The 16,333-nt window shown below is 35.1% G+C and carries 17 protein-coding genes; 1 reads left to right on the forward strand and 16 read right to left on the reverse strand.

Annotated features, from left to right (window positions below; translation table 11 throughout):
* Positions 1 to 765: 765 nt before the first annotated feature.
* From AAEZ18_RS17075 to AAEZ18_RS17145, 15 genes are all read right to left on the reverse strand, one after another.
* Complete coding sequence (locus AAEZ18_RS17075) at positions 766 to 2,262, reverse strand: helix-hairpin-helix domain-containing protein (protein WP_350595354.1); 1,497 nt, start codon at positions 2,260 to 2,262, stop codon at positions 766 to 768.
* 3 nt (positions 2,263 to 2,265) lie between these two features.
* Positions 2,266 to 3,735, reverse strand: coding sequence for a PP2C family serine/threonine-protein phosphatase (locus AAEZ18_RS17080; RefSeq protein ID WP_350595352.1), 1,470 nt, complete (start codon positions 3,733 to 3,735; stop codon positions 2,266 to 2,268).
* Positions 3,735 to 4,784, reverse strand: a complete 1,050-nt coding sequence (locus AAEZ18_RS17085; protein WP_335681029.1) for a TerY-C metal binding domain-containing protein — start codon at positions 4,782 to 4,784, stop codon at positions 3,735 to 3,737. Before AAEZ18_RS17085 ends, AAEZ18_RS17080 begins: the two co-directional genes overlap by 1 nt.
* 9 nt (positions 4,785 to 4,793) lie before the next feature.
* A complete protein-coding gene (locus AAEZ18_RS17090) occupies positions 4,794 to 5,438 on the reverse strand; it encodes a vWA domain-containing protein (RefSeq protein ID WP_290192219.1) in 645 nt (214 codons plus the stop codon).
* Between the two features lie 9 nt (positions 5,439 to 5,447).
* On the reverse strand, positions 5,448 to 6,098 hold the full coding sequence (locus tag AAEZ18_RS17095; protein WP_290192220.1) for a VWA domain-containing protein: 651 nt from the start codon (positions 6,096 to 6,098) through the stop codon (positions 5,448 to 5,450).
* Between the two features lie 134 nt (positions 6,099 to 6,232).
* Positions 6,233 to 6,688: a tellurite resistance TerB family protein gene (locus AAEZ18_RS17100; RefSeq protein ID WP_290192221.1), complete on the reverse strand. Its 456-nt coding sequence runs from the start codon at positions 6,686 to 6,688 to the stop codon at positions 6,233 to 6,235.
* Position 6,689: 1 nt separating this feature from the next.
* Positions 6,690 to 7,310, reverse strand: a complete 621-nt coding sequence (locus AAEZ18_RS17105) for an HAD family hydrolase (protein WP_222714593.1) — start codon at positions 7,308 to 7,310, stop codon at positions 6,690 to 6,692.
* Positions 7,311 to 7,312: 2 nt separating this feature from the next.
* Positions 7,313 to 8,401, reverse strand: a complete 1,089-nt coding sequence (locus AAEZ18_RS17110; RefSeq protein ID WP_222714594.1) for a cysteine protease StiP family protein — start codon at positions 8,399 to 8,401, stop codon at positions 7,313 to 7,315.
* A 5-nt stretch (positions 8,402 to 8,406) separates the two neighbouring features.
* Positions 8,407 to 9,168, reverse strand: a complete 762-nt coding sequence (locus AAEZ18_RS17115) for an HAD hydrolase family protein (protein WP_290192222.1) — start codon at positions 9,166 to 9,168, stop codon at positions 8,407 to 8,409.
* Entirely contained in the window at positions 9,156 to 10,229 is a 1,074-nt protein-coding gene (locus tag AAEZ18_RS17120) for a phosphoribosyltransferase domain-containing protein (RefSeq protein ID WP_290192223.1), read from the reverse strand. The genes AAEZ18_RS17115 and AAEZ18_RS17120 overlap by 13 nt, the downstream gene beginning before the upstream one ends.
* Positions 10,230 to 10,548: 319 nt before the next feature.
* Complete coding sequence (locus AAEZ18_RS17125) at positions 10,549 to 11,634, reverse strand: sodium:calcium antiporter (protein ID WP_290192224.1); 1,086 nt, start codon at positions 11,632 to 11,634, stop codon at positions 10,549 to 10,551.
* Positions 11,635 to 11,646: 12 nt separating this feature from the next.
* The gene (locus tag AAEZ18_RS17130; protein WP_222714598.1) at positions 11,647 to 12,225 is read right to left on the reverse strand and encodes a TerD family protein; all 579 of its coding nucleotides are present in this window, start codon (positions 12,223 to 12,225) and stop codon (positions 11,647 to 11,649) included.
* 29 nt (positions 12,226 to 12,254) lie between these two features.
* Positions 12,255 to 12,857 carry a TerD family protein gene (locus AAEZ18_RS17135; RefSeq protein ID WP_222714599.1) on the reverse strand — a complete coding sequence of 201 codons (603 nt, stop codon included), beginning with the start codon at positions 12,855 to 12,857 and terminating at the stop codon, positions 12,255 to 12,257.
* 83 nt (positions 12,858 to 12,940) lie between these two features.
* The gene (locus AAEZ18_RS17140) at positions 12,941 to 13,516 is read right to left on the reverse strand and encodes a TerD family protein (protein ID WP_222714600.1); all 576 of its coding nucleotides are present in this window, start codon (positions 13,514 to 13,516) and stop codon (positions 12,941 to 12,943) included.
* 171 nt (positions 13,517 to 13,687) lie between these two features.
* Positions 13,688 to 14,794, reverse strand: coding sequence for a TerD family protein (locus AAEZ18_RS17145; protein ID WP_290192225.1), 1,107 nt, complete (start codon positions 14,792 to 14,794; stop codon positions 13,688 to 13,690).
* 275 nt (positions 14,795 to 15,069) lie between these two features.
* On the opposite strand from AAEZ18_RS17145, the gene AAEZ18_RS17150 reads away from it, so the two are divergent.
* Entirely contained in the window at positions 15,070 to 15,582 is a 513-nt protein-coding gene (locus tag AAEZ18_RS17150) for a hypothetical protein (protein WP_290192226.1), read from the forward strand.
* Between the two features lie 369 nt (positions 15,583 to 15,951).
* Here AAEZ18_RS17150 and AAEZ18_RS17155 read toward each other — a convergent pair whose 3' ends face one another.
* Positions 15,952 to 16,128 carry a transposase gene (locus tag AAEZ18_RS17155; RefSeq protein WP_222714613.1) on the reverse strand — a complete coding sequence of 59 codons (177 nt, stop codon included), beginning with the start codon at positions 16,126 to 16,128 and terminating at the stop codon, positions 15,952 to 15,954.
* Positions 16,129 to 16,333: the final 205 nt, after the last annotated feature.

Raw genomic sequence — 16,333 nt, forward strand, 5'->3', positions numbered from 1 at the left:
ATGCGACCAAGTAATTATTATGCCTTGATCTGATCACTACTTGCTCTATAAGTTCAATTTATAATGATCTTGCCGTGGATATTATGCTTTTTTAGCGAGGATATCTTGATCATTAAGATAGTTTCGACACGCTTTATCGCCTGTAAATTCAGATTCACCAGCAATAATGGCGTGTTTTTAGGCTGAACAGCCAGTAATAAAGCTAAGTATTAGAAAAGATACAATAGGGTTTTTCATTAGTAAATTACTCCATAATTAAAATAAGCTTTGAGTAAGCTCATAATTCCTCACTAAAGCTTAACAAACCGATGGTGATTTTACTAATTGATAATAAAAAGGGCGAGTCTATCCTTTGAGCGTGAGTATTGTGTATTCTAGTCTAATTCCAACTGGCTTTAATGTGATATCAATTGATTTTTCCTCAACACCTCTCTTCTGGTACTACTACCATAAAACTAATCACAGCACTCATCATATAGAATACGCATAGATTCATAACAAGAAGACCGATTGCGCCACCAATTAGTGCTACTTGAACTTTTAAATTAGGTACTATTAATGAGACAACACAGCCTGCTGCTACATTAAAAGCCAACTACTAAAGTGTAAATCAAGCATACCTGAAATATGCGCCAAAATAGCACTAGCTAAGCTAGTCCATTCCAGCGCCAGCAGCAAACAAACTTTTTTCTATCATTTGTCCTTTATATAAAAAGTTGCTATTTAAATTGCTATATACACTGGTATAGATTTAGTCCATAAATATTATTTACTATCAACCATTTGAATATTCAGCAATCGATCGCCTCTCTCATTACCAATTAGTAAATTAATGCCCTCAGTAATTTCAATTTGGCTGCCCAATGGGTAGCTTTCTTTGGTTGATGCATTAATTAAGTTTGCCATGCTTTCGTTTACTAAATACCAGACGTCATTATGAAAAACAAAATAACCTTGTCGCTTTTTATCACTGTTCTTCAACCTTTCGTTTGGTGTTACAAAACGATTGGTGTGCCATCTGTATAAAGACTGGTTTGTATAAACCATTAGCCTGTGATCATCAGAGACAAAGCGCCCTTTTTCTCTTTCAGAGTAAAAGTTAATAACGGGAAGCAACCCTATGTATTTAGTACTGCAAAAAGGACACGTTGGTGAGAGTGTATTATCAAAAATATACCAGCCTTGTTTGCACTCCGCATTAACGCATGGCTGAATCAAATCAATCGATTTAATTAGCGCACTTTCCCACTCATCTGCAGTTGGTCTTTTTTGAGGTGCATGAAGTCCTTCTATAAAAGCCCTTTCAAATAACTTACTTATGTAAGGGCCGGTAATTGAGTAAGGTAGTTTATTAGTGTCTTTCCATGGCAGTTCGGTTGGTTTTACTCTTTCTACTTTTATTCTGTTATCAGCGTTTGTAGGATGCTCAACAAATAAAGCTTTTTCGCCCATTGATAACGTTTCATCTTTTTGAGGATCTAAATCTCTTACTTTATCGCCTCGTAGGGGGTGGCGCAATAATAAGTAGTTATAAATTAATACAGCAAGCGCGTGTCTGTCTGTTGATATATTGGGTAAGCACCTAGCTAGATCTGTTTTAGATAGATGTGCTGTGGCTACAACTTCTGGTGCAATAAAGTCAGGTGTGCCTACTACGTCTGGAGGGTACTTTCCTGGTACAACTAATCCATCTACATCAATAATGGTTGCAAGCCCTTCTACAGGTGAAACAAGCACATTTCTATAACTCAAATCAGAATGAGCAAGTCCTGCTGCATGTAATCTACGAACGGCTCTAGCAATAGTAAGAGATATTTTAAGATATTTAGACCAATCTCCTTTTTCACGTTCATCTAAAAAGCGATTTTGATTGTTAGCAGATGCAAACCATTTACCTTGTTTTTCTTTACCTTTAATATTTAAAAAATCATTATTGACTGAGCCATAATCAAAGAAAAAATGAGCCTGGTACGATGGCACTACAATGCCTGTAAGACCATTATGTTCAATTATTTTTTCTGGCCAACAAAAAAAACTTTTCCAGTAATCACCGGTTTCATGCTGAAAAATACTTTCACGGTAGCGACCCGTTATCATTTCAAGTCGCTCTATGCTTGCACCGTCTAATTTATCTCTATAAAAAGCGACAACATATGTTTTGCAAGGGCTAAAGTACACATCTTTCATTACTCCTGAGCCAATAATTTCGTCTACATACTCTACTTTAGAGCCATCAAGTGCATTTATTTTAACAACTGCCATAAATCACTCCTTAACGAGGCAAACAGAAATAGTACGATCGTCATGGTTACCTTTAGACCAAAAATCCATCCACTGAGTTAACCCTTGTAATCCACTTTCGCGATTTTTGTTCATAATATGCGGTTCTAGCTCATTCCATAACTTATCCCAATGAAGTAGTGATTCTAGCTGTTTTTCTGTTTCAAACCACGCATCCGTGATCCCATCCGTAGCTAAAATAAGCGCACTCATGGACTCAACTTTATCCATTTTTACGCGCCTGTAAACACTTCCATCTTCAAATATTTTATTATCTAAAAATCGTGTTTGCCCAGCAAATTCACCACTATCTGGTTCGCCCATTAACACTACTTTTTTATTTTTATCATATATTGCAATACCACCGTCACCAATCCAAAAAGAGATAACAAGATAACCCTCTTCAACTTTTTTATGTGCGGCAAGTATTAACGTTGTAGAGAAGTCTTTTACACTGTCGCCTTGGTTTGCATCAACACTACTATGTATCGCTTTTGCAGCGCTAAAAACGGCTTTAACAATGGTATGTTGATAAGCTTCTAGTAATGACTTTTGGTTTTCTTCGCTATTCTCGTTAGAGAAGTCGTTATATGCTCTCTCAAGTTCAGTGCCATAATGACCATTTAAAGATTCTTTAAGTGAATTGGTTGCACTGTTCACCGCTACAAATGCGCCTTGGCGAGAATATTTGCACGAACCTGCTCCATCAGCAACACAGCTAATAACCCATTCAGATGAATCATCGCAGTAAAGTTTAAAATCATCATCGCGATGAATACCTTTGTGAGCATGTGAGCGACCTCTTACACTGCTCCCCATTAATAACATGCTGCTATTTTCACAATAAGCATGGTAAGTATCTGGTTTATGAAAACGGGCTGTGTCATCTGAGGGGATATTTTTCCAAAGTGACCTTGGGTCTGGCACAAAAGTTACTTTTACTCTTACAACCACACCCTGGACCTGACCATTAGCGAGTGGCGTTGAGCCGTATAAATCAAACTTATAATCGCCAATCTGGTCCGTAGTACCAAAAAACGTTAGTTTATCAGCATCAAAGTTTATGCCCTCAAATTCATCAATACTTTTAGTTTGAAAAAAGCTGACTTTTGCATCAGTTTCACTCTCAAGGGATATCGATTCTGAGAACGCGGTATTCACTCTAAGATTAGGAAGGCGTAAATTAATAACTAACGGCGGAATTTTTTTATCTACATTTAAATTATTCTGTTTTTTATCCAATTTACCGCCCTCTAATCTTGTTAAGCGACGCATACCTTTGTCATTTTCCACCAATGGCGCAAGCTCTTTAAGCAATGCATTAATATGGTGTTGTATAACAATTCGATCTAAATACTGATTAGCACGCTTTTGTACAAATGACTTCTTTGTATTTGTGAGTGAAGCTTGGTATAGAGTCTCTAATAATGTTTGTTCAAGCTTTACTTTTCTCATTAGCCCTGCCCTCGCGTAATTGAGAACTCACTATTTCCTTGGCTAAATTTAATGTTTGTTTCGCACCATGGGCACATTACGATATCCTCATCACCAATACACAACAATTTACCACAACCGCACATAGCAAAAGCTGACTGATTACCGCACTGCGGGCAAGGCGGAATGCCATCAAGAGAAGATGTATCAACTTGCTCTGCAACATAGTCATCTGAGGACCATTCAAAGTAACTTTCTTCTAATTTATATGCGCCTTCGAGATGATAATACTGATGATTTTGAATAAAACGCTCCATCCCTTCAACAACCTTTGGTTTGGCGTATTTAATTAAATAAGGACGACGGTTGCTTGAACAACGGCCTGTTAACGTTACGCAACTTGAATCAGACGCACTCGCCTCGCCTGTACTATCCATTACTGTTAAGCCAGCATTACTAACTTTTTCTAAAGATACGGGGGGATTTTTGTTATCAAGCTCTATCATTTGGCTTTGTGCTTTAACAGAGGCACTGACCCATTCTATAAATTTAAAAAATTGATTTTTATCTGTCTTCTCTAGTGCTAGTACCGGATTTGCTACTTGATTTAATATATTTATATCTGCATTTAAGCCCAATGTAATAGCAATAAGACTGGCATTTGTAGCATACTTACTTTGCCAACGTATAATTGCCTGGCTAGGATCATCTGTTGGCTTTCCATCCGTAATAAGAAAAACAATGGGCTCCCAATCACCACGTTCTTCATAGGTGGTTTTATTTACATTGGCATCTATTTCATCCATTAATACGTTTAATGCGCCACCTAAAGACGTACCACCACCAACCGGAATTTTAGGAGGGTAAAAAGAAATCAAATCAATTAAAGGCGCAATTGTTTTAGCCTTACCAGCAAATGCTATAACACTAATAAAAATAGTTTCTAATGAATGAGGGTCTTGACGTAAAGAAGAAACAATGTTTTCGATGCCTTTTTCCATCAACTCAATAGGCTCTCCAGTCATAGACTCAGATACATCTATAACAAAAAAAATAGGTAATCTACGCATGTTATTTCCTTATAATACGATTTGAAACTCCGCCGGTGGAGGTGGTAGTGAGTTTTCTAATGGTCCATCAACACCTGAACTCATAGAGCCAGCTGCAATAGAGTCACTTACCCACTTAAAAAATTGTGAAAATGCCGAACTTTCCATGTTGTCTAAGACAACAACATTACTCGTTAATTGCTTTAAAAACTCAGGGTTTGCCTTAGGGCCCGCCGCACACGCAATTATTTCAGCAAAGTTGCTTGCTTTGACTTTTGGTAGACTTTCTTTAAATACCATTAAATCTGATGGTGACCCGTCTGTCATAATAAACAGCATGGGTCTAAAGTCACCTTTAGTGGTATCAGAGGATTTAATTACATTTTTTGAAACTTTATCAACCACAAACTCAAGTGCTTCACCCATATGGGTAGCACCTGATTTGGGTAGTTCAATCTCCGAGAATTGTGCACTTTCGAGAGGTGTTAAAGGTAAAAGCTCTTTTATTTCTCGATCGAATGTAATTAAAGATATATAGACAGATTCTAGTGCATAAGGATCTTGTCGTAATGCACTAAGCATTGCGCTAATACCCACATTAACAGCATGAATTGGCTCTCCTTGCATAGAGCCAGAGCTATCTATTAAAAGGTATACAGGTAAACGTCGACTCATTAGTCACTCCTACTTCTTAGTTAAATCAACTAAGTTAATTTCAGGTGGTGGCGGAGGAAGATCCGATAGTTGTGAGGCTTCTGACTCACCATTTTCGACTTTTTGAGAGTTTGTAGAAATACTTGCAGATACCCATTCAAAAAAGGCTGAAATCGCATTGGAGTCTGCATTTTCAAGATGCACAACGTTTTCAGTAATTTTTGAAAGCTCGTCTATTTTTGCATGGTGACCTGCAGCACATGCCACTACAATACCCATTTGAGTTGCTTTTAAATCATCTATACCTTTTTGAAAGTCATCAGTTGCACCACCATCGCTAAAAACAAAAACAAGTGGGCGCCAATCACCTTTTTCGTCAAGCGTTGTTGTTTTAACTTCTTCATTCACTTTACTGGCAAGTAAGGTAAGTGCAGCGCCAAGTGATGTAGTACCTGAAGGTATTAAATCGGGTGATTGAAACGACATTAAATCAGTCAGTGGTACTGACTGGATAGCTTTAGTGTTAAATTCTATTATTGATAAGAAAGCAGTTTCAAGCGCATAAGGGTCTTGACGAAGTGAAGAAAGTAGGGTTTGTAAACCATTTTTAACTGATTCAATCGGCTCTCCATACATAGAGCCAGATGTGTCTAATAATAGGTATACAGGTAAACGTCTCATAATGAGCTCCTTATTAAGTAATAAAAATCTCATGCATAGATAAGCAATTAAACATAGAACTAATATTTGTCATTATTAATATATTCACATATTTATTAACTATCTTATCTGCACAATAATTTTCATTTACTGATTTATAAATCAAACTCAGATGCAGGAATACCTACCGCATTACAAGCGTCTTTAATTGCACGTTTTTCGTCTGCGTCAAAATCGCCATCAGCACCGCCAATAATAATACCTAACTGAATACATGCGCGTGCTTGGTCTGGCTTACCCTTTAAAACACTCAAAGCTTGAATTGCTTCTATTTTACCAAAGTCGTAATCGGCTTCTAATTTGTTGCAATAAAAATCAAACTTCTCTTTTAAATCAGAAGCAGAAAAAACTTTTAAAGATTCGTTAGATACAATAAACCCAGCTGTTTTTTTACGCTCATCTGCGTCAATATCGCCATCAGCCGCTGCAACTAAAGCACATATAGCCATTGAAGCATCTGCAAACTTTTTGTTTTTAAATTGTCCGATGTTTTTTTGTAGACTGTCGTTTGCATCGCTTATTTTTTCTTTAACGTTATTCCAAAAACTCATACTATTCTCCATTGATATTTATAAATGGACTTAATTGTCCATTTTTAACATAAAACATTTTTTCAGCAAGCTCTAACATCGGTATGTCTGCAGGCAAATTACCATAAGCCTCTTTGACTAAACACGTTAATTTTTCATCTGCTATTAACGCATTAAATCGCGCCACTTTTTCTTCAATTTGACACTCTGTACCAATTAAGCCATTAAGTACATTATCATCTTCCTTTAAGAGTGTACCTATTACTCTCTCAACTGGCCACTTCAGTTTATTGACAATGCCTTCGATAAAAAATTGCGGTGAAGCGGTAATAATCCATATTTCCACACCTTGAGCATCTAATGTCATCATACGATCTAGCACAGATTTAATCGGGGTTAATTTTTCGGCTGTATTTACACCCGCTTCAAATACCAGTTCGTTACTTTTATTGTTTAAAGAAAGTTTATAAAAATGCTGTTTAATCTCATTTTTTATAATTTCCCTAGAAATCTTTCGCTTTGCTACAATGGGTAAAAGATAAGTAAATAGAGGCCTTCTACCTAGAAAATATTTGAATAAAAAGCTCAAAGAGTTTTCTTTCACTAGTGTTTCGTCAAAATCAAATATTGCAATTTTTTTCATACCTAACCTACATCTTTAATAAGTGCGCAAGCACCAAAAGGCATATCAGGAAGTACACACACTTCAATGCTTTTTTCATTGGCTATAGTAATTAAATGTGTGGTGTTTGGGTTATTCGCATCATTCACTATCAAAAGATCTGGTACTCGGCGAAGCATTACTCGTGTTGCTTCAGCAATACCGGGTTTAATTCTATTTATATCGGTTACATTAAATTTATTCATTAGCAAACCAATATAACTTTGCGTTAGCTGATTACGCGTTTCTCTATGCTGCTCATCTGGCACAGCTGATAATTTATAATCTGTTTCTTTAAAACAATTAGATACTTCTGAAATAAACTTATTTGAATAATCGTATTGAGCTAAATGTTCATATGAAATACAGCCATGAAAGTCGTCTTTTTTAATCTGATCATTAATAACTGAGCGACTAATCAAACCACTTACGGTTGAGTTCATTAATGCACTGGGAATTGCATAATCCTCAAAAGTTACTGAGTAATCAGCAGTTCCACCGATGTCGGAGACAACATATAACGAATTGCCTATATTAACTTTACGGCTAATATTATATTCCGCAATCGCTTTTTTAAGCTCTTTGGTAATAACACCTTTAGCAGTCCAGCCATCAATAAATACAATACTTTGAGGAGGTGTTTTTAAATCAAAAATAAGGTAATCTAATGCATTAACATCAATACCTTTATCACGAACAATACTAATTGAATAATGGGTTGAATTATATTGTGAGTAATTATTTATACCTTTATTAACAAGCACGCCAATAGGTGTGCCAGCTCTAACTAGAGAAACAATACACACATCTTGCTTAATATTTTCAGAAATTAGACATGATAGATTGAGAACTTCTTTAGCCAATTTATACTTATATTTTGCTGTTAAATCATGAAATAATTTTTCATATTCAGGAGTTGGTCTATTTTCTTGGCTAACCATCTGAGAATAATGTAATTTACCTGTTTGAATTAAACGCTCTTTGTCTTCGATCGAATGAAATTCTGGTTTTATTTTTTTTAATAAAAACATGCAATCATGCTCTGGATAACTACCAATTAATGGTGTTTTCATTGATTTTATTCCCTATCAAGAATTTGTGAACCGTCAGGAACAATTAAAAAATCAGCTTCTTTCATAAAAGGTAAATCACTGATGCTGTCGCCAATACTAAACACCGTGTCATTCTCTCCAATCTGCAATTTATTTTTAATAAACTTAACAGCGACCTCTTTTCTTGCGTAAGGTGGTAACATCGCAAAATTACGTCCATTACTGTGTAATAACATGTCATTAGGAAGTATGCTTTTTAAATACAAATCAACATCTTTAGCTTTATTTTCACTGTAATCACCTTTCGATACTTTAACACATACATAAGCAGTTATACCTTGGTCAACAATAAGCCTTACCCGCACGGCATCACTTAATGCTGTAAAATGATTATGTACATGATCAAACATTTTTACTAACTCGCTTTCCCACAATGCTAGATTAAACTCTACTTTAATAAATTCATGCCATTGCTCTAACAATGTATGATTTTGATCTAATATAATGGCGCCATGTGATACCACTGCATACGGTGTGTTTTTAATAACAGGTAGGCTACAATTTAAAAACGAATTTGTTCTTCTGCCTGTCACCGGTATAAATACGCCACCTGCTGCTTCAAAAACATTAAGTAGTTTTTGCTGCTGTAGCGAAGAATACCCTTGAGATTCACCTTCGTTATTTGTTGTTGCTACAATAGATACGTCACTTTTAAGGCTTTTAAACAGTGTGTCGTCTAAATCAGTAAATACAAATAGCCTTGAAGTGTGATACGCTAGCATTTCCATTCGTGGTATTTAACCTCATCTGTAAATAGTAGTCCTTCGTAATTTCTTTCACTAACAACAAATATTGATTTGTTTTCAGGGAAGAAATTATACAAATAATGTTCACTATCATTTTCTACTGTAGCAATTCTATGCTTATTAACGATTGTATCGCACAGCAATATTGGTGATCGGTTAATTGATTGAAAAACAACTTCAACGCCTTCATTTTCAAGCCTTTCAGCTAATAGAAACGGAATGTATTGATGCTCTCCATCCGCAATAACGACCGTACTTTGAGATGTACTAATGCTGTTTATTTTTTCTTTATAAGGCATTAGTAAACCACATCTACCCGTGTCGTTTACAGATGCCCCATTAGTAAGCTTAGAGTTTACTTTATCAGGGAGTTGGGGGTTAAAGTCTGGGTCTTTATCTAAACTAATATTAGCCTTAAGTAAGGAAACATAGCGAATTGGAACATCCAAATTCAAGTCATGTAAATAGTTTTGCTCACCCATTAAATCGACAATTGACGTAACAACTATTTCTTCTAAATCGGGTAAGTAAGGAAGTATTTTTAAAAGCAAAACCTTGATAGTACGCCCAGTAGTAATTTCATCATCAACTATAACAAGTCGTTTAGATTTAATTATAGAGCTTAATAAATTTTCACTTGGTTGATAAAACATGTGATTAACTGCATGGCTATGCTCTTCATCTACAGTAAACCATAATTTTTCATCTAGTTTATGCCTTGTAGTATGCTGAAAATAAACATCATCATTTTGAATGTGGGCCAAACTGTCAGCAGCACCTGCTCCTAATCCTGTTGCAGCTTCAGCAAAACTCACAACATAGGTTTGAGGCCCCTCACCTATCTTTTCAGCTAGTTGATTGTAAGTTTGTCTCATTATTTTAGGTGAAGTTGGGGTGTAACGTCCTATCAATTTATTTACTAAAATAAAATAGCGTTTAGGATTTTCTCGACAAGCAAATGTCAAAATACGATCTAATGTTGTTTTTTCTTCAGCCGTTTTTAACGAGATTGTACCGGCTTTAATGTCGTAGATATGTTTCATATTTTCCAGTTATATTTCCGTATGCTTATAAAAACCCCAGTTACTATTATGCTCCTGTTTGACTGAATAATTTTTAATATATTTATAGGCCAATTACATTAAAGCTAGTGTGTAAGTTTTTTATTGATGTGCACGTTAATTATTTTTTTAGAGCCAACTTTAAATACTCAAGTAACAATGTGTAATGAAGGTAAATACTAAACTCCATACATATAAATTATAAATGGGCTTAAAATATAAGCCCATTTCTTAATTTATATCAACTTCACACTATTTAATATGAGGTTGATTAAATCTCTATTTAATTATTATTAAATCATTATTGAATAACGAAATACATACTTCCTGCCCAAATTACAAACATAGCAAGTAAAAAGTAAGCTATCTTTTTTGTTACTCTTTTGTAATTAAATAATAAACTTGCAGCCACTGCCGCAGTAATACCAACAATAGACCAACGTAATATTGTTAAATTGTCATCTTGCACAAGTGGTAGCGAATCTACACCATTAATTATAAACCAAGCCAGCAGCGGTAATGCAAATGCAATAGTCGTATCAAAAGTGTTAGATGCTAATGGGTTTGCAACTGCATCCTCATATTCACCTTTTTGAGCATCTTTAACTGATAAAATTAAGTCAGGTACAGACGATGCTGCAGCACCAAAAACTAAACCAGAAAAAAATTGAGGTACACCTAATACTGTTGCGCTGCCTAAAACACCTTCAACTAGTATGTGTGATGCACCTGAGATAACCGCAATAGCTAATGATAAAACAATTACTGCACTAGTTGCAGAAAATGCACGATTAGAGAAAAAAATTGCATTAAAGTTAAAAGTAAATATATTCGCAATAAATCCTTTGTCTTCTATCTCTTCATACTCATATTCTTCATCATCGTCGCCAGCTTTGTGACTTTTAGCATCAAAATATAAATGAACTGCATATAATAAATAAATTACATTTAATATAACGGCCATCAAAATTGTAAAGCTATTAAAACCAAGGCATACAATTAATGCTATTTCAGCGGTTAAAACCCAAAAAACATCACGTAAAAGTACATGTTTGTTTAGTTCAATATGTTCTACCGATTTACCACTTCCATCTTTCGCCATAATGATAGACAAAGCAGGTATAACACAACCATTAAAGATCGCAGAACCAGCAGTAACACCTAAAGCAACCATTACTAAAGACGGGTCGTTAAACCAAAATAAACAAGCAATCACAACACACATTTCAGGCATGCTAGAACCGATAGCATTCACTGTCGCGCCTTTTACCCCTGGCGGGAAATTGCGACCTAAATACCCTGCTGCCTGCTCAAAAGTGTCACATGCATACTTAAGTAAGTAACACGACAAAATAATATATATAAATGGTAATATTGTATCTAACACGTCTTTCTCCGACTAGGCAATATTAACGCCATAATTAACAGCCATAGCATGCAGACCACCTGCATACCCTTGACCAACCGCTCTAAATTTCCATTCATTATTATGTCTATACAGCTCACCAAAAATGATGGCTGTTTCAGTTGAGTAATCTTCTGATAGGTCATAACGAATTATTTCTTCATCTGACTTTTCATTAACAACGCGTATAAACGCATTCGACACTTGCCCAAAATTTTGAGAACGGGCATTCGCATCATGAATGGTTACACCAATAATAACTTTATGAACGTTATTAGGAACAGCCTCTAAATCAATTTTTATTGACTCATCATCTCCGTCACCTTCTCCGGTTAAATTATCTCCAGTATGCTCAATTGATAAGCAAGGTGAAGTTAACGCACCATAAAAAATGAAGTGTTGATCAGATATGATTTTTCCACTTTCATTCAACATAAACGCTGATGCGTCTAAATCAAAATCGGCACCATCTGATGAACGAGAATCCCAACCAAGCCCTACTAAACATTTACTGATACCAGGTGCGATTTTTTCAAGAGAAACATTTGCACCCTTTTGTAAGGATATAGCCATTATTGACTCCTTTAATATCTATAAATTCTTTACAGGTAACTACTTTCAGCCGTTTTGATAGTTTGCTCAAGCTTTTTATCGCTTGTTGTTTCACCAATTGCAGAAAATTTCCAGTTGCCATTATGCTTATACAATTTACCTAAAATCATAGAAACAGAGCCCGCAAATTTAGGGTCGTTCGCAATATCGTACACTGCGTGAATTGAGTCTACGCGACCAGGTGTACCTTCGTATAAACGAATTGATGCAAAAGGAATTGTTTTAAAATCATCGCCACTGAACGAGTTAAGTACAAATACAATTTGTTCTGCAGCAGCCGGTAATTGTCCCAAGTTAACGTTAATTACTTCGTTATCTAGTCCATCATCACCATCAGTATCACCGGTTAAGTCGTCACCAGAATGCTGAATCCCCGTTGAAGCTAGCTTCCCAAAGTATACTATGTCTAATAATTTTTTATTGGCATCAAAAACTGCACAACTTGCGTCTAAATCTACCGCAACCATTTTTTTGCCAAAGAAGCCTTTTTTCTCTATAGCTCCCCAGTTAACGCCTACACAGATGTTTGTTAAAGTAGAGCCATTAGATTTTTCAAGGCTGATTTTCTGACCTTTTTGTAATGAAATTGCCATTTTAAATCCTTTATATTAAAAAAAATCAGCTGAAACTATAATTAATTTCAACTGATTTATTGGTAAACTAATGTGGTGTGGTATTAAACCGATACGCCGTATTGGCGAGCTAAAGGTGCAAGACCACCTTCAAAACCTTGGCCAATCGCTTTAAATTTCCACTCGCTGTTATGGCGGTATAACTCACCGAAAATCAATGCTGTTTCAATTGAGTAATCTTCAGATAGGTCATAACGTGCAACTTCTTCATTCGATGAAGAATTAACAATACGGATAAATGCGTTTGATACTTGACCAAAGTTTTGTTTTCTTGTTTCAGCATCATGAATAGTTACAGCAACTACAATTTTAGTAATATCTGCAGGGATATCTTTAAGACTAACTTTGACTGATTCATCATCGCCTTCGCCTTCGCCCGTTAAGTTATCACCAGTATGCTCTACTGATTTACATTCAGAAACTAGGTTATTGAAGAAGATAAAACCGTTATCAGCTTTTACCTTGCCTTCTGCATTAAGCATAAATACTGATGCATCTAGGTCAAAATCAGCACCGTCTGTGGCGCGAGAATCCCAACCTAGACCTAATAGACAATTTGTCATCCCTGGAGCAACTTTCTCTAGAGAAACATTACCACCTTTTTGTAAAGATACTGCCATTTTAAAACTCCTTTATAATTTATGTATACGAATAAAAATAAAACACTTACGATACAGATTTAATGTATCTACTTAAAAAATAATACCATAATGAACTATCTAAATAAGAGCAAGGTAATACTGCAATATATCTCAAGCTATAAGACCTTGACTCTTCTCATTTTTAGTTCGTTATTTACTTCCTGCTGTCCATTTAAAGCCCCACCCATATGCTTTATCGCAATCAGCATGACCTTTGAAAAAACGATTAAGCCTTTTTACTGCAACTATATTATTTTCAACTGTTAGCTCTGCAATAGCACAAAAACCTGTATTACTTGACGTTTCATTTAGCTGGGTTTCAATCGGGGGCATGTCTGGCACATGCAACGTTACTACAGCATTTGCTTTATCCCAATTTGGGCTGCCTGAATAAATGAATGAAAAAATAATAATACGCTTTACGTTATTAATACTATTACCGTCTATATGTATCCACTCACCGCTTGAGCTGTCACCTGTTCTATCATCTGCTAATAACTTAATGTAAGGGCTATATTCAAAACGATTCCCTAAAGCTTGAATTATGCTCTTGTCACCGTTTTTCAGCTCAATGTATGCACCAAGATCTAGATCGATTCCTGAACTAAAAAAGCCGCTTTTGCCCTTTTCCCAGTTTAAATTAACTTTTATAAGGCCTAATAAGCCAGCCTTTTTGATTAGATCAACTTTAGGAGAGCTTTTAGTTAAATTAATTTTACTCAAATTAACTTTTGGTGCTGGTGTAGTTACAGGTGCCGCCTTAGATGATGAAGGCTCAACTACAGGTTCATCCTCAATATCAACGCCATAATGCTCAGCTAAAGGTTTTAAACCGCCGTTAAATCCTTGAGCTACTAGCTTTACCTTCCAGCTATTATTTCTATTGTAAATTTCTAATAAAATTAAAGCTGACTCAGTCCTGTTAGCTGTATTTATTTCACAAGTAAAATCGTCACATCCGAGCGTGAAGTTGGGGATTTCAGAAAAGTTCTTTTTATCAAGTGTGGCTACAACTGATAATTTTTTTATGTATGGAGGAACACGATCTAAATTTACATTTATCACAGAGGGTTGTATATGAATTGTTCCACAAACGCTCTTAGGGTTGCCATAAAAGATCATATCTTCGTCTGAAGTTACTTTCCCATCACCATCCAAGCAAAAAACAGAAATGTCTGTGCTAGCAGATAATGAGTGCTTTATATTTACTATTGATTGAGAAAGGTTAGTATTCCCACCCATTACTAACGATACCATTATAATTCCATTTATTTTCGTTATGATAATAACAACTTTAATCTAGCATAGACTCAATAGTCAATAGCCAATTGCCAATTGCCAAATAAATATGGTTTTGTTAAAATCTTATTTATCAACTAACTATTCCAAATAGAAAAAGTTTACATAAAAACTACATGGTTAATTAAAAGAGTTATATAAATGGCAATTATAAGTTCCACTAACTTTAACCATATAGTATAATTTTTAAAGAATTTAAAAGGAATTTAAAAGGAATTTAAAAGGAATTTAAAATGAAAACATTATTTCAACTTTGGTTATCCCTCACTATTATTAGCTATACTATTTTCACTCCTATATATCTATTTTCTAACTCTTCAGAAGACACTATAGAAGAATTAACTTTTGAAGAGCTATATGTAATGATGAAATTAGAAAGGCATCCATCTTCAGCAAAAGACCTTGCAAACAAGCTTGAAAAATTAGCTGATAGATTTGATTTTGATCCTAGTCTAGAGTTATTTGAGTCATTAGAGTCACAAACAAATATAGACAATATAAAAATTAGTGTTACTGAAGGTATTTTAAAATTACCTGGCGAAGCAGGGTTACTAGACAAAGTAAATGTAACTTTTGATCATAGTTCAAAAGGAAGTGTTAAACTTTCCTTCTTAACATCCGATAAAAGTTATTTTCTGCCTAATTTTTCACAATTTTACGGGCCTCTTGATGTTTTCATAAATGGTAAACAACTAAGTGTTGCATTATATGATAAGTTTTTCTATGAACTCTATTACCCTTCCTAGTATTTACTATAAAAACAATTACTTTAAATTTATTGGTCAATTAAATTTGACCAATATCTTATCTCAAAATCTCCTCATCTATTTGGCCTATTGCGATATTTTATTTGTATAAGCTAACCACTCTGTAATACCTAATTATGTATCTGTATCGACTTGCTTAGGAAAGCGTTTAAGGCAGTTCATCAATGAATTTTGACTGATAGAAGATACTAAACTGGCAAAGCGAATAATGATTTATGTTTAGCCACTGACTGCTGAGCAAGTAATTTTTCCCACTTAGCTTGACAATTTTTTCAATAAATACTTGAATAATATAGATTTTTTATAAGCTCTTCAGCATGTATTTCCTTGAGTCGTCGGTTTTCATCTTCAAGCACTGTTAACCATTCTATCAATTAAGCATCCATATTTAGCACCCCATTTATAAAAAGGAGCGCCGCTCATACTACGCTCTCGGCAAAGTTCAGGAACAGCCGTGCCTGCTTCAGATTGTTTAATGATCGAAAAGCTCTGACAACCCGTAAATTTTGATTTTTTATGCAGAATCTCCTGAACCTAGGTTATGAAAAACTCTACTTTTAGCTGCTATTATTTTTCGGAGAGATTACTAGGGCGTGTTGATCTTTGTGGTATGAAAAACAAACAGCATGAAGATAAGGTATAATTGAATTCGTCAGAAAACTTTACACCGAACCTACATGCCAAGATTAATGTTAACAGACGGGACATGGAATGTCTTATCAAAAGTAAT

Origin of the sequence: Pseudoalteromonas sp. 19-MNA-CIBAN-0066, from assembly GCF_040308705.1 — a bacterium.
GTDB classification, from domain to species: domain Bacteria; phylum Pseudomonadota; class Gammaproteobacteria; order Enterobacterales; family Alteromonadaceae; genus Pseudoalteromonas; species Pseudoalteromonas nigrifaciens.

Bases quoted from the DNA above. Each gene is read 5' to 3' on its own strand.
- AAEZ18_RS17120 (WP_290192223.1), bottom strand. From the start codon at position 10,229: ATGAAACATATCTACGACATTAAAGCCGGTACAATCTCGTTAAAAACG.
- AAEZ18_RS17095 (WP_290192220.1), bottom strand. From the start codon at position 6,098: ATGAGACGTTTACCTGTATACCTATTATTAGACACATCTGGCTCTATG.
- AAEZ18_RS17100 (WP_290192221.1), bottom strand. From the start codon at position 6,688: ATGAGTTTTTGGAATAACGTTAAAGAAAAAATAAGCGATGCAAACGAC.
- AAEZ18_RS17075 (WP_350595354.1), bottom strand. From the start codon at position 2,262: ATGGCAGTTGTTAAAATAAATGCACTTGATGGCTCTAAAGTAGAGTAT.
- AAEZ18_RS17150 (WP_290192226.1), top strand. From the start codon at position 15,070: ATGAAAACATTATTTCAACTTTGGTTATCCCTCACTATTATTAGCTAT.
- AAEZ18_RS17115 (WP_290192222.1), bottom strand. From the start codon at position 9,168: ATGGAAATGCTAGCGTATCACACTTCAAGGCTATTTGTATTTACTGAT.
- AAEZ18_RS17130 (WP_222714598.1), bottom strand. From the start codon at position 12,225: ATGGCTATATCCTTACAAAAGGGTGCAAATGTTTCTCTTGAAAAAATC.
- AAEZ18_RS17140 (WP_222714600.1), bottom strand. From the start codon at position 13,516: ATGGCAGTATCTTTACAAAAAGGTGGTAATGTTTCTCTAGAGAAAGTT.
- AAEZ18_RS17080 (WP_350595352.1), bottom strand. From the start codon at position 3,735: ATGAGAAAAGTAAAGCTTGAACAAACATTATTAGAGACTCTATACCAA.
- AAEZ18_RS17085 (WP_335681029.1), bottom strand. From the start codon at position 4,784: ATGCGTAGATTACCTATTTTTTTTGTTATAGATGTATCTGAGTCTATG.
- AAEZ18_RS17090 (WP_290192219.1), bottom strand. From the start codon at position 5,438: ATGAGTCGACGTTTACCTGTATACCTTTTAATAGATAGCTCTGGCTCT.
- AAEZ18_RS17135 (WP_222714599.1), bottom strand. From the start codon at position 12,857: ATGGCAATTTCATTACAAAAAGGTCAGAAAATCAGCCTTGAAAAATCT.
- AAEZ18_RS17105 (WP_222714593.1), bottom strand. From the start codon at position 7,310: ATGAAAAAAATTGCAATATTTGATTTTGACGAAACACTAGTGAAAGAA.
- AAEZ18_RS17145 (WP_290192225.1), bottom strand. From the start codon at position 14,794: ATGGTATCGTTAGTAATGGGTGGGAATACTAACCTTTCTCAATCAATA.
- AAEZ18_RS17110 (WP_222714594.1), bottom strand. From the start codon at position 8,401: ATGAAAACACCATTAATTGGTAGTTATCCAGAGCATGATTGCATGTTT.